12 protein-coding genes are annotated in these 13,377 nt (G+C 48.0%); 6 read left to right on the forward strand and 6 right to left on the reverse strand.

What is annotated here, in order from left to right; all coding sequences use genetic code 11:
• The first annotated feature begins 205 nt into the window (after positions 1-205).
• Positions 206-1,378: an MFS transporter gene (locus tag ABD014_RS02710; protein ID WP_343857119.1), complete on the forward strand. Its 1,173-nt coding sequence runs from the start codon at positions 206-208 to the stop codon at positions 1,376-1,378.
• 121 nt (positions 1,379-1,499) lie between these two features.
• On the opposite strand, the gene ABD014_RS02715 is transcribed toward ABD014_RS02710, so the two are convergent.
• Both ABD014_RS02715 and ABD014_RS02720 read right to left on the reverse strand, forming a co-directional pair.
• Positions 1,500-2,288, reverse strand: a complete 789-nt coding sequence (locus ABD014_RS02715) for an ABC transporter permease (RefSeq protein ID WP_343857121.1) — start codon at positions 2,286-2,288, stop codon at positions 1,500-1,502.
• Positions 2,285-3,169: an ATP-binding cassette domain-containing protein gene (locus tag ABD014_RS02720; protein ID WP_343857123.1), complete on the reverse strand. Its 885-nt coding sequence runs from the start codon at positions 3,167-3,169 to the stop codon at positions 2,285-2,287. The genes ABD014_RS02715 and ABD014_RS02720 overlap by 4 nt, the downstream gene beginning before the upstream one ends.
• Before the next feature lie 155 nt (positions 3,170-3,324).
• Here ABD014_RS02720 and ABD014_RS02725 point away from each other — a divergent pair, with 155 nt between their 5' ends.
• Positions 3,325-4,104 carry a TetR/AcrR family transcriptional regulator gene (locus tag ABD014_RS02725; protein ID WP_343857125.1) on the forward strand — a complete coding sequence of 260 codons (780 nt, stop codon included), beginning with the start codon at positions 3,325-3,327 and terminating at the stop codon, positions 4,102-4,104.
• Between the two features lie 144 nt (positions 4,105-4,248).
• Here the strand turns inward: ABD014_RS02725 and ABD014_RS02730 are convergent, their stop codons facing one another.
• The 3 genes from ABD014_RS02730 to ABD014_RS02740 form a co-directional block, all read right to left on the reverse strand.
• The gene (locus ABD014_RS02730; protein WP_343857127.1) at positions 4,249-5,151 is read right to left on the reverse strand and encodes a prenyltransferase/squalene oxidase repeat-containing protein; all 903 of its coding nucleotides are present in this window, start codon (positions 5,149-5,151) and stop codon (positions 4,249-4,251) included.
• Between the two features lie 34 nt (positions 5,152-5,185).
• The gene (locus ABD014_RS02735) at positions 5,186-6,136 is read right to left on the reverse strand and encodes a helix-turn-helix transcriptional regulator (RefSeq protein ID WP_343857128.1); all 951 of its coding nucleotides are present in this window, start codon (positions 6,134-6,136) and stop codon (positions 5,186-5,188) included.
• 567 nt (positions 6,137-6,703) lie between these two features.
• Positions 6,704-6,901 carry a cold shock domain-containing protein gene (locus tag ABD014_RS02740; RefSeq protein ID WP_068780385.1) on the reverse strand — a complete coding sequence of 66 codons (198 nt, stop codon included), beginning with the start codon at positions 6,899-6,901 and terminating at the stop codon, positions 6,704-6,706.
• A gap of 242 nt (positions 6,902-7,143) precedes the next feature.
• Between ABD014_RS02740 and ABD014_RS02745 the strand changes: the two genes are divergently transcribed.
• The 4 genes from ABD014_RS02745 to ABD014_RS02760 all read left to right on the forward strand — a co-directional run bounded on the left by ABD014_RS02745 (position 7,144) and on the right by ABD014_RS02760 (position 11,270).
• Positions 7,144-7,377 carry a hypothetical protein gene (locus ABD014_RS02745; protein ID WP_343857134.1) on the forward strand — a complete coding sequence of 78 codons (234 nt, stop codon included), beginning with the start codon at positions 7,144-7,146 and terminating at the stop codon, positions 7,375-7,377.
• Positions 7,378-7,915: 538 nt separating this feature from the next.
• Positions 7,916-9,706, forward strand: coding sequence for an oligoendopeptidase F (pepF, locus tag ABD014_RS02750; RefSeq protein WP_343857137.1), 1,791 nt, complete (start codon positions 7,916-7,918; stop codon positions 9,704-9,706).
• A gap of 99 nt (positions 9,707-9,805) precedes the next feature.
• Positions 9,806-10,129 carry a LapA family protein gene (locus ABD014_RS02755; RefSeq protein ID WP_343857139.1) on the forward strand — a complete coding sequence of 108 codons (324 nt, stop codon included), beginning with the start codon at positions 9,806-9,808 and terminating at the stop codon, positions 10,127-10,129.
• 103 nt (positions 10,130-10,232) lie between these two features.
• The gene (locus tag ABD014_RS02760) at positions 10,233-11,270 is read left to right on the forward strand and encodes a M42 family metallopeptidase (protein WP_343857141.1); all 1,038 of its coding nucleotides are present in this window, start codon (positions 10,233-10,235) and stop codon (positions 11,268-11,270) included.
• Between the two features lie 99 nt (positions 11,271-11,369).
• Here ABD014_RS02760 and ABD014_RS02765 read toward each other — a convergent pair whose 3' ends face one another.
• Positions 11,370-13,367 (reverse strand): ABC-F family ATP-binding cassette domain-containing protein, encoded by a 1,998-nt coding sequence (locus ABD014_RS02765; protein ID WP_343857143.1) that lies wholly within the window; start codon positions 13,365-13,367, stop codon positions 11,370-11,372.
• Between the last annotated feature and the right edge of the window lie 10 nt (positions 13,368-13,377).

Here is a 13,377-nt window from a genome sequence, read left to right on the forward strand (position 1 = left end):
GCGCCGAAATGTGTTTTTTTTGATCAAAATAGATAGCGTTTACATTCGAGATCATATTTGACCAATTCACCTATATCGCGATGATAATAATATCTCCCTCTTTTTCCGACAGCTTGTGATATACTAGCTTTAATTGTATTGCGAGACATAGCTTGATTTACGAATCCTACATACAACACCACCGAAACGAGGTCGTCATCACTATATGGAATCGTCTTCATTATCCCGGCCCAATCTATCATCGATGCGCGCTTTTTCCTTTACCATATACGGAACGATGGTGCTGGTCAGCACCTATTTCCCGCTCTTCTATGCCAAGCTCGGATTTTCGAACAGCCAAATCGGAGTCTTGTATGCGTTGGGACCCATGATTTCTCTGATAGCCAATCTCCTATGGAGTATCGCCAGCGATAAATATAGAACGGTCAAAAAGATCATGTGCATCCTGTTAATAGGTCAAATCATCATGTCTTACATCCTTTCGATTTCAACCTCTTTTTCCATGATCATGCTGATTATTACGATATTCTATTTCTTCTTCTACCCTGTCTTCCCGCTGTCTGATACGATTGCGATTAATGCTGCCAAGCAGCATGGCAAGAGCTTTATTACAGTTCGTATCTTCGGCTCCATTGGTTACGCCTTCTTTGCTCTCGTCATCGGGTATGTACTATCGTTGATCGGCGCATCCAGGACGATGTGGGTAACTATGGCAATAGCTGGAATTGCGTTGCTTATTACGATGTTCATCCAGGATCAGAGCAGTCCAGTAGCGAAAATGAACATGTCTGGAATCTGGTCTATCCTGCGTCAGAAGGAGCTGCTATGGTTCTTCGGCTGTGTCTTCTGTCTCGCTATCTCGGCGCGGATGAACGATGCCTTCCTGACCATTACCCTCAAAGATCTGGGGGCTGGAGAAAATGTGATCGGCTGGGCTCAACTCGCATCATCCTGCTCTGAAATACCGATCTTTCTATTTCTAAGCATTTATGGTAACAGGTTTAAGGAACTGCCGCTGCTTATTTTTGCCAGTCTAGTATTTGCGACTCGATTCCTGCTTGTTAGTCTAACGGGATCGGCCTATGCGATTATCGCGATCCAATTAATGCATAGCTTCTCCTTCGGCATTTTCTATGTTACAGCGATACGGATGCTCACCCGACTGATTCCCGATGAATTCCGGGCGACCGGGATGGCCTTGTTCACGATTGCATGGTCCAGTGCTTCCGGTCTGCTCAGCGGTACCTTGGGCGGAATCGTATTCGAACAGTTCGGCCGCCAGCGCTTCTACCTCATTGCCATGACGTTCGCTCTCATCGCTTGCATCGGCTTTGCAACCCGCTACTTTCACCGCGATCCAGCAATACGTGCAAGGTAAATCTATCGGCTCCTCGAAGAAAGGCTAAAGCCTTTTACTAATGAAAAAAGCAGCCCGTGCTCCTTTTGGAGAACAGACTGCTTTTTATTATTACTGGCTGATGAAGCATAAACAGAAATTATTACCGCCGTCCCGCCTTACGGTGAAATAACCAGGTAGACCAAATAAGTGAGGCCGCCAGAATCAACACACACCAGCCCAACGCCCACCAGATATGGTCATGAATCGGATTTCCCATGAGCAGTGCACGAATGGTTTCAATAACCGGGGTAATCGGTTGGTTGTTTGCTACACCTTGCAACCAGACTGGCATCGTACTCGTTGGAACAAAAGCACTCGACAAATACGGAAGGAACAACAACACAAATCCATATCCGCTCGCAGCAGCAGGCGATTTGACAACGAGACCGATCGCGGCGAATAACCAGGTGAACGTCAAGATGAACAATGTAATCACGCCCACCGCTCCAAACCAAGCCCCTAAACTTGCAGCAGGTCGAAAACCGACAAGAAGCGCAATGCCAAACACAATAGCTGTCGCCAGCAAATTACGCGCCACACTTGCTACCACATGGCCTGTAATCACGTGGATGCTGCGAATCGGCATGGTCTGAAATCGGTCGATGATGCCATTGGTCATGTCGGTCGTTACTTCCACTGCTATACTGGAGGAACCAAACCCCGCACATAACAAGATGATTCCCGGAACGACGTAATTTACATAATCCCCACCAGGGGAGATTGCCCCACCGAATACATAAGTGAACATCAGCATAAGCATGATGGGAAGCATAATCGCCATAATCAAGACCTCGGCATTGCGCAGGCTGTGCAGTAGACTGCGGCTAATAAATACGCCGCTTGTGACCATCTGGGATGGCTCTTTGATTGATGAAAGGTTCTGAATCATAAAGCAGCCTCCTTTTCTGTTGCCGTTAAAGCCAGAAATACATCATCCAGACTTGGTCTGCGAATACTGATCCGCGTTCCTTCCCCTGCCGTTTGCACTAGGCCATCCAAAATCTCTTTCAAGTCAGCGATGCTCCCGCCCGTTGGAATTTCCCGGATAACATCGTCATGGGGATTGCGGAGTTCAACGACTTCCCCCCCGATTCGAGATTTCATCTCTGTCGGGGTTCCATGGGCTACAATGCGGCCACCCGAGATGACAGCAATGGTGTCAGCCAGTTGATCGGCTTCCTCCAAATATTGCGTCGTCAGGAACACGGTGACTCCGTCTGCGGACAAGTCGAGGATGATATCCCATAGTGCGCGCCTGCTCCGTGTATCCAGGCCCGTCGTTGGTTCATCCAAAAATAAAATCGGCCTCCTGACAACTAGACTAAGAGCCAAATCCAGCCGCCGCCGCATCCCTCCGGAGAAAGTCTTTACCCGTTTGCGTGCTACTTCCGTCAGGTTAAAATACTCAAGCAACTCACTAGCCCGTGCCCGCGCTTCCGTCCGCGAGAGACCGGAGAGCCTGCACATCATCCTTAGGTTTTCTTCGCTCGACAAGGACTCATCGACAGCAGCAAATTGACCCGTCAAACTAATGGATAGCTTCACCTTTTCTTTATCATGAACCACGTCATATCCCGCTATCTTGGCTGATCCCCCGTCGGGAGCAACCAACGTCGAGAGAATGTTAATCAATGTGGTTTTACCAGCGCCGTTTGGCCCTAGCAGTGCAAAAATCCCCCCCTCTGGAACCTTCAAGTCAACTCCATTTAAAACGGTTTGCTGGCCATACTTTTTTTGCAAGGCGGAAATCTCAATCGCGTATGAGCTCATCCGTTCTCCTCCTTATGATTAATTTGTGTATTGTGTAAACAGTTTATTGCATACACAGTATATTCCATATACAATTAGAGTGCAATATAAAAATTATAAAAAATTTATATATATCTTGAGCCACTGATGGATAATCATGAGGGGATTGTGAAGCAATGGATAATGAAAAAATGGACAACCTGCCTCCAGGAATAGCACTTAGCTGGGGGCTTGTTGAGCCGCCGAAGCGGGGACCCAAACGAGAAATGAGCATCGAGAAGATCGTTGAAACCGCGATTGCTATTGCGGATCAGGAGGGTCTCTCCGCTGTGTCTATGAGCCGAATCGCTTCGACTCTAGGGTTTACGACCATGTCTCTATACCGTTATGTTCCAAGTAAAGACGACTTATTGCTGCTGATGATGGATGCCGCGTGCGATATAGATATCGCAGAGGAAGCCGAGCAGGACATGGATTGGCGCGAAAAAATGCGCCGGTTTGTTCGGGCAAACATCAATGTGATACGTAAACATCCTTGGTATACCGATATTACAATCACTGGAGTCCCGATGACACCTAATAATATGGAAATAGCGGACATTGGACTACGAAGCACCCGGGACCTGCCGCTTAACGATTATGAGAAACTGTCGATCGTACTCCTCTTAAGCAGCTATGCACGCTCTTGTGGAATTATTATGAACGATTTGGAACGGACCCTAAAGGCTGGAAAGAGTCCTGGTTCATTTACCGGTTTTGATTACAGCGATGCATTGAAAAAGCTGGTGACTCCCGATCGTTTTCCAGATTTATATCCGCTCGTGATGTCAGGGGTGTATACCCATGAAGCAGAGGAGGCCAACCCCATTGGAGATGACTTCGAATTCGGGCTGGAGCGTATTCTGGACGGGGTTGAATATTATCTTTCACTGAAAAAGGGTAAGGAACGGAGATGAATCTCCAACCTAAAAAAGAACCTTGATAGGGCACGCCTATCAAGGTTCTTCTAATTAGGTCAATCTATTAATTCTTTGTACCAAAGGATATTTTTTTGCATCTGCATTAATATTTTCAATCAAAGCATATCCTAAACTCTTAACTTACCCCAAACGCCCATACGCCTTCAGCGTAATTAATCGGTCAACGGTTAACGAACCGCGCCACTCCTGCTCCCCTGTCGGACTAACAGCCGGAAATGTGATATTCCAGCCCCCGTCAGCTTGCTGACCATCCATTAACCAATCCAAATGCCGTTCTATATCATCAGATTGAAGGAGCCGGTTAGCATAACAGTCTGGGGTCTTCGCGTAATCGAGAACTTTATGGACGTATCCTTCAGCATGGATGTTCTTCTCAATACCTTTCGGCCCAGTTAACCATTCATCAAGGATTTCCTTATATTTTGCTGTCCTTTCCAGCTCTCCGGATACAGTCTCGAGGAAGGATATCCACTGTACCGCATCATGATAGTCGCCAGGACCTGCAGAGGATTCCTCAAGACAGCGCCATACAAAGTCTACGTGATCCCGGAACCATCGTTCAGCTTGAAACTCAGTGCGTTCCGATTGTCCGAGCAGCATTCCGATAATACTTCCCGTCGGATTTAGAGACGGAACATCATCTTGCTCTGTTGTCCACCAAGGAGCATGCGGGTAATCATTCACAGCACTAGTAGCCCGCGGTAAACCTCCCCCAGAGAGACTTATTCCCCGTAAATAGGACAGAATACCGTCTAGCATAACATGATCAAATCCGCCTACTTCCTTGATAATTATCAGAGCTGTTTCCGTAGTTACGGGCTGACTATGCGGGCAGCGCATATCCGGCTCCAGAGCGTTCCCAAAGCCGCCATCCTCGTTCTGATAAGCCTGCAGTGCTCGCAGGACATCCTCCTTGGAGCCTTTCTCGAAATGGTAGGCAAACCGCAGCCGGTCCAGCAATCTAGCGTTCCTGTATATAAAATCCTTGCTGCGCTCCAATACATGTCTATTTTCATTCTTCATACCACAATCCTCCTCTATTACTTCGAGATTTTCGTTATTCATTTCTTGAATATTTCTGTACCAGCTGCTCCGCCTTCGCACGGATCTCTTCCTGAAGCCGTACTGGCTCCAGCACTTCAGCATCTAGCCCGATATAATAGAAAAAATCCACCGCCCAATTCCATTCCGATCTCGGGCAATCAAAGGCAACCTCCCACTCCTCATCTCCAGTCTGCTTGACCAGATGCCCCATATGAGGATCTTGCTCTGCCAACAGCGCCCCGCGATAAGTGAGCTTCGCGCATATATGTACGGACTGTTCAAGCGCTGTCGCCTCCTTAGATGAACTCAGCGAATTAAGCTCTTGTTCCACCTCAGACTCCGGCATGCTGAAAGCCTCCATTTCTACAAAGCGGTCGACCCGAAATGTACGCACTTCCCCATGCTGAGACGAGTACGCTTCACAATACCAGAACCCGTGGGCTGCATAAACTCGCAGCGGACGAATATTCAGTTGTCGGCTGTGATTCTGCGAACGATATAGCGTTAATAGCCACTGCCCGTTCGCAGCATACTTCATCAAGTCGCCTAAATACGGTGTTTTATAACGACGATCCGGCACCTCCATTTCTACATGTCCCAGTAAAGGAGTAATTTGACCTAAAGTATGCTCTGGAAGTACGGAACGGATCTTGTCCCTTACCGTCCATCTGGCTTGTTGAAACGGACTGTCGCTGTACTTCGTCATCCCGTCCAGAGCGAGCAGCAACACCAACGCTTCCTCCGTATCCAACTGCAGCGGGGGAAGTCTATAGCCTTCCATCAAGCGGTATCCGCCGCCAGGACCGCTCACCGCGTAGATCGGAACGCCGATCTCAGACAGCGCCTGCACATCGCGCAGAATCGTCCGCTTTGACACCTCCAGCCTATCGGCAAGCGATTGCGCCGTCTCCGTCTGATGCTGAAGAGCCAACACAATGGCCATCATTCGATCCATCCGTTTCATTGCTGATCCTTTTCCCCCGTTCCATCCCAATATATCAAACCATTGGTGACAACAGTTTGTCGCTAATTCTAACGGTCATTGTATGTATTAAAAACATTTATCAGATGCATTATCCTGTATTAATCTAACGATTATTCTGCACCGATATCGCCGATATTGGACTTTCCCTAGTAATTCAATTCGTTCAGCAATTTTCCTGCTTCCTACAGGATCCCGTCATTCTCTAACGAAACGCGGTAACGCTATTCGATCTAAAAAGAGTTGCTGAAAATTGTAACGAAACTGGGTATCGCTATTTGAGCTAAAGAACGACCAAAAACCTATTTTTAGAGCAAATAACGGTCTGTAGTTTCGTTAGACTTGAAATGCCTGTGATTTTTAGTCAATAACGATCTGTAGTTTCGTTAGAGCAAAAAAGGCACAACTTGCTACTGCAAGGATCCGGGCTAACAGTATTTCTTCACTTAGGCTTCAAACGCAAAAAAACACAGCCCTAATTAGAGCTGTGTCTTTCATTATCGCGCTTGGAACCAAACTTTATAAGTGATCCGTTAAACGGAATAGATCTTATAATTTGATTACGTTAGCAGCTTGAGGACCACGGTTGCCCTCAGTGATTTCGAACTCAACGGCTTGGCCTTCGTCCAAAGTTTTGAATCCGTCGCCTTGGATTGCGGAGAAATGTACGAATACGTCTTCGCCGCCTTCTACCTGAATAAAGCCATAGCCTTTCTCTGCGTTAAACCATTTAACTGTACCTTTCAAATGAACAACCTCCTAAAAATAATCGTCATCATTGACGAATAACCATATTATACTCTATGCCTATGAACAATGCAACGTGTCATTTTGTTAAAAAATCTTTTACTTCCATTCGGCCGAGCCCCTTTTTTATTTGCTTTCCTTCATATAGTGCGTTATCATTTTCATGAAAATGTTCCAATTCAAGATGATAAAAATCATAAGTCATTTATCGTCACAAATGATGCACAGATCGGAGAGTCATAATGATAAAAAAACACCAAATATACAAACGCGACAAATGGAATATGATGACTGTAGAGGTGCAAGGCAAGTATATTATTCTCCGTGAGATCTCGGACCAATGGGGCGAGGAAACACATACATTTCTGAGCCGCCCCGCCCTTATGAAATGGGCTGCTGACCGGTTCCCGAAGGAGGACTTCGTAGGCCGGGAAGAAGAATGGAAAGAGATTATGGACGCCTTCAAGCTCGTCTAGAGGGCCTGTCCGAAGACACTTTAACTTGTGTGCAATCGCGGCCCCCAACTGGCGGCTGCGATTCTAAAATATGTAGAAAGTGAGTATTTTCATGGAGAGCACCTATCTAATCTTCATTATTTGCGCATTCTGTCTTGGGCTTGTAGTGATATTAAACAAGAATTCCATCCCGCCCAAACTGAAACGCGGACTTGCCATCACCTCAATAGTCATGATCGTGGCAGCTTTTATTTTAATCGTTTATAGTTTTTGGAATCTGGGTTGATTCAAAGTTCCGAAGGATATCTGCCGGCAAATAGAACTCACCAAGTGAGGATATACTAACTCCTATATATTAACAGTGTATGTTCAAAAAGCCCGATTTTCAGCACCATTTTGAACTACCTCTAAATAGGAGGGTATTCCCAACTTGAACCAACATTCCATACTTCCTCTCTTGCTATCCGGCTGCCTGCTATTCTCCGGAGTTTTCGCTGACACCACCTTTCAACAACCAGCATCTGCAACTTCATCTCATCCAAAACAGAGGAGGATACCAATGAGCACATTACCAAAACGATCCGCAGTTGAGCAAAACAACACCTGGGAGCTTAATGACCTGTTCCCAAGCCAACAGGCCTGGGACGCATCCTACAATGAATTAAAGGAATTAAAGAAGAAGACGTCGGAATACGAGGGCAAATTGAACACTCCGCAAATGATCAAGGAAGTGTTCGTGCTCGAGGATGACATCTCCCTCAAGCTAGAACGTCTATACGTATATTCTCATCTTCATCACGATGAAGACACTACCAATCCTACATATCAGGCACTGCTGCAAAAAGCCAAGAAATTGAGCGTCGAGGTGAGTGAGGCATTATCCTTCATCACTCCTGAAATTCTGTCCCTTCCTGAGAAGGAACTTGATGCGTTAATCGGTAGCCCGGAGCTGGCCGATTATAAATTCACGCTCCAGGAGATCAAGCGCGAGAAAGCCCATGTTCTTAGCAAGGCTGAGGAAGCGCTGCTTGCTCAAGTTGGCAATCTATCTCAGGCGCCACAGAGCATTTTTGGCATGATCAACAACGCCGATATGAAATTCCCGAACATCGAGGATGAGAATGGCAAGGAAGTTCCGCTTACCCATGGCAGCTATATTCAATATTTGGAGAGCCCGAACCGGGATGTCCGCCGCCGCGCCTTCAAGGCCGTCTATGAGACGTATGCCAAGCAGAAGAATACGATTGCCGCTACCCTAAGTGCGAATGTGAACAAGAACATGTTCTATTCCCGCGTTCGCAAATACCCTTCCGTGCTGGAAATGTACCTGCATGGAGACAACATTCCTAAAGAAGTCTATACCAATCTTATCGACACCATCCATGAGAGCCTTCCGCTTCTGCACCGTTATATGAAGCTGCGCAAGAAGCTGCTGGGCGTGGATGAACTGCATATGTACGATCTGTTCGCTCCATTAGTCGAGGAATATAAATGGGATATCACTTACGATGAGGCCAAGCAGACCGTGCTTGATGGATTGAAACCGCTCGGTGAGGAATACCTTCAGGTGCTGCGCCAAGGCTTCGAGAACCGCTGGATCGACGTATATGAGAACGAAGGCAAACGGACCGGCGCATATAGCTGGGGCGCCTACGGCACACATCCATATGTTCTGCTCAACCATAAGGACAACTTGAATAGCATGTTCACTCTGGCGCATGAGATGGGCCATGCCCTGCATTCCTATTTCTCAGATGAAGCTCTGAAATACCGGGATGCGCAGTACACCATCTTCCTGGCTGAAGTAGCTTCGACGACGAACGAAGCACTACTGATGGATTACTTGCTTAAGAAATCCACCGATCCGAAGCAGAAGCTCTATCTGCTGACCTACTATGCGGATCAATTCCGTACGACGATCTTCCGTCAGACCATGTTCGCCGAGTTCGAGAAAATTGTACATGAACGCGCTGAGGCTGGTGAATCATTGACACCGCAAGAATTATCGTCCATCTACTACGATCTCAATGTGAAATATCATGGCAACGAAATGAAGGTTGATCAAGATATCGAGATGGAATGGGCACGGATTCCGCATTTCTACACTAGCTTCTATGTGTACAAATATGCGACCGGCTTCTCTGCGGCTACCAGCTTCTCCAAGAAGATTCTTGATGAAGGCAAGCCAGCAGTCGATAACTATCTCGGCTTCCTGAAGAGCGGAGGCAGCGACTACTCCATTAACATTCTGAGCAAGGCCGGAGTCGACATGTCATCTCCTCAGCCAATCCGCGAAGCAATGAGCGTGTTCGAGGATGTTATCAAACAAATGGAAGAGCTGACGAAATAATTGCCCGTTTAGCTCCTCTTTACATCAGCGTCATAAAAAATCCCTTGCCCCTTGTGGGAGAGGGATTTTATACTGTCAATAAGAAGGAGGTGTTCCCTCATGAAAATCCAATGGTCTCTTATTCTCGCTTTGATATTTGCGTTGATTACTGCTGTCTTTGCTGTAATTAATGTGGACATGGTCGATGTGAACCTACTGTTTGGAACGGTCAGCCTGCCGAAAATTCTGCTTATCCTTGGCTGTACGCTGCTCGGCGGCATTATCGTTGGTTCCTTCGGCATTTTTCGCGGCTACCGCCTGCAGAAGCAAGTCAAAACTCTGAATGCCAAGCTTGTACATATTCAGGAAGCTACAGGCTATGTTTTTCCGGAATCGAAGCCGGAAGAATTGCCTGCTGAAGAACAACCTACAACCAACAGCTAACCCGGCCGTTTCTCTCATCTTGGGGAAATGAACTACAAGTAGACTTGCGAACTGCACAGTTTCAACCTGTCAGCACTTGATATAACGATGGAGGATTGTAACTATGAATATAGAGCCCAATGAAGCTTATATTTTGAATCTCTTAAAAAGATTGCTAGATACACCAAGCCCGACCGGTTATACGCATGAAGTCATCGAACTTGTTCGTGCTGAAGCCGAATCGTTAGGTATCCCTTTCTCCCTGAATGAGAAAGGCGGCGCTCTGCTCACCTTGAAGGGCAGCGATTCGTCCCGTCGCATCGCGCTGAGCGCGCATATTGACACGCTTGGAGCGATGGTCCGCTCGATTACCTCGAACGGAACGCTGAAGCTGACTTCGGTCGGCGGCTTCTTGATGAACAGTATCGAGAACGAATACTGTGTCATTCATACTCGTGATGGCAAGAAGTATACCGGAACGATTCTATCCCTGCATCCATCTGTGCACGTATACGATGATGCCCGCACCTATAAGCGGGAGGAAGCAAATATGGAAGTTCGTATCGATGAGCGGGTAGAGAATAAAGAGGATGTCTTGAAACTCGGTATTTCCGTAGGAGACTTCATCTCCTTCGACTCCCGGGCCGTCATTACGCCGAGTGGGTATGTGAAATCCCGTCATCTTGATGACAAAGCCAGCGTTGCCGCTCTGTTTGGACTGATCGAATCGAGTAAGCGCGAAGGCTGGACACCGAAGCATGACCTCGTATTCCTCCTCTCCAATTATGAAGAGGTTGGTCATGGTGCAGCCTGGCTGCCGGAAGGCATCAATGAGATGGTAGCCGTTGATATGGGCGCAATGGGCGATGATCTCAGCTGCAAAGAGACCGATGTGTCGATCTGTGCCAAGGATTCCAGCGGCCCTTATGATTACGATATGACTGGCCGATTGATCGAGCTGGCCAAGCAGCTTGAAATTCCGTATGCGGTCGATATTTATCCGCATTACGGCTCAGATGCTTCCGCCGCCCTGCGCGCCGGCAATAACATCCGCGCCGCTCTGATCGGGCCGGGCGTTCATGCTTCGCATGCTATGGAACGGACGCATAAACAAGCGGTTATTAATACTGCTAAGCTGCTCGCTGCCTACGTTACAGAGTAACTGTGATTCCGCTTCGATAGATAAAGCAAAGACGCCTCTAGTCCCGGACATTTTTTGGGGACAGGCGTCTTTTTATTCGATGACCAGACTCAAGCACGACTATTGATTACGCTGGCTCTCAATCTTCTCAGCAAGCTCATTGAGATAGGTCCAACGCTCGATCAAATGCTCCAGCTCTGCTTCTGTTGTCTGTTGCTCCTGCATCAGTTCCTGCAGCCTTGCTGCATCACTAGCCGCTTGCTCCATTTCCGCGCTAATCTCAGTCAGCCGCGCTTCTGCTGCTTCGATCTTCCCATCGATCGCTTCATACTCGCGCTGTTCATTATAGCTGAACTTGAGCCGCTCCGTGCGCGCAGCCCGGCCATCGGTACCAGCCGCGTCACCCTGAGTAGCAGCTCCGTTATGACTGCCGTTTCTGCTCGCATTTCCACCGTTGCCTTGATTGCCTTTACCTGATCCACCACGCTCAGACTCCGATTCCTGACTACCGCCAAGGTCATCACGCTGTACCCGCTCCTGATAATCGCTATAATCACCAACGTGAACAGCGACCTTCCCGTCGCCTTCAAAGGCCATAATCTTATCCACGGTACGGTCGAGAAAATAACGGTCATGGGATACTGTAAACACAGCACCCGGGAATTCATCCAGATAAGCTTCCAATACAGTCAAGGTCTGAATATCCAGATCATTGGTCGGTTCGTCCAACAGCAATACGTTCGGAGCGCTCATCAGCACTCGCAATAGATAGAGACGCCTTCTCTCTCCGCCGGACAGCTTCTCGATCGGCGTCCATTGCATCGCGCCTGTGAACAGGAAACGCTCCAGCATTTGGCTAGCACTAATTCGTGAACCATCCGCCGTAGTTACAAGCTCTGCTTCCTCCTTAATATAATCGAGGACGCGCATCTTACCGTCCATTTCCTGATGTTCTTGCGTGTAATAACCAAGCTTGACTGTCGTTCCAAGCTCAATCTCACCTGCATCAGGTTGAATTCGCCCGGCAATCATGTTCAGCAGCGTCGATTTTCCGCTTCCATTCAGACCGATAATGCCGACGCGATCGCCAGGCACCGCCGTATAATTCAAGCCGGAGATTAACTGACGCTCCCCGAATGATTTGCTCAAATCGCTGATCTCCAGGATTTTCCGCCCCAGCCGGGTGGAAGCGACTGAAATATCCACCGAATCACTCTTATAATCTGTTCCCTGTGATTGCAGCTTCTCAAAACGCTCAATTCTCGCCCGCTGCTTTGTGGAACGCGCTTTAGCTCCCCGCCGGATCCAGGCCAGCTCTGTTCGCAGCAGATTTTGCCGTTTCTGCTCCGACGCTGCCTCCCGCTCTTCCCGTTCGCTCTTCAGCTCTAGGAAACGGCTATAATTCGCTTCATAACGGAACAGACGTCCATGATCCAGCTCCAGCATGACATTGCAGACCCGATCGAGGAAATAACGGTCATGCGTAATCAGTAATAGGGCACCGCGGCGCTTCTGGAGAAATGATTCTAGCCAGCCGACAGTATCATTATCAAGATGGTTCGTAGGCTCATCCATGATCAGCAGCTCCGATGGAATGATCAGTACGGACGCTAGGGCTACCCGCTTCCGCTGGCCGCCGGACATACTACCGATCTTCTGACTGAAATCGGTAATACCAAGCTTGGATAGGACTGTCTTGGCCTCATCCTCCAGATTCCAAGCCGAGGTTCGATCCATCTCCTGCGTTAATCGGGTTACACGTTCCGCAAGCACCTGGTCACCTGGCAGCATTTCCAGCAGCTCCATGGCCTCCATATATTCTGACACGACCTGAAGCTGCGGATCCTCCCCCTGAAATACCGCTCTAAGCACCGTAAGTTCAGCGTCAAATTCCGGATTCTGGGCCAGATAGGCAACACGGACATCCCGATTGATAGCAACTTTGCCCTCATCGGCCTGATCGAATCCAGCAATGACGCGCAGGAATGTCGATTTTCCCGTCCCATTTACCCCGATCACACCAATTTTATCGTGCTCATCCATTCCGAAGGAAGCATTCTGAAACAGGACCTTCTCGCCATAGGTTTTCGTCAAATGCTCTACTGTCATGATATTCATAGTTATTTCC

It is taken from the genome of Paenibacillus motobuensis (genome assembly GCF_039521865.1).
GTDB classification, from domain to species: domain Bacteria; phylum Bacillota; class Bacilli; order Paenibacillales; family Paenibacillaceae; genus Fontibacillus; species Fontibacillus motobuensis.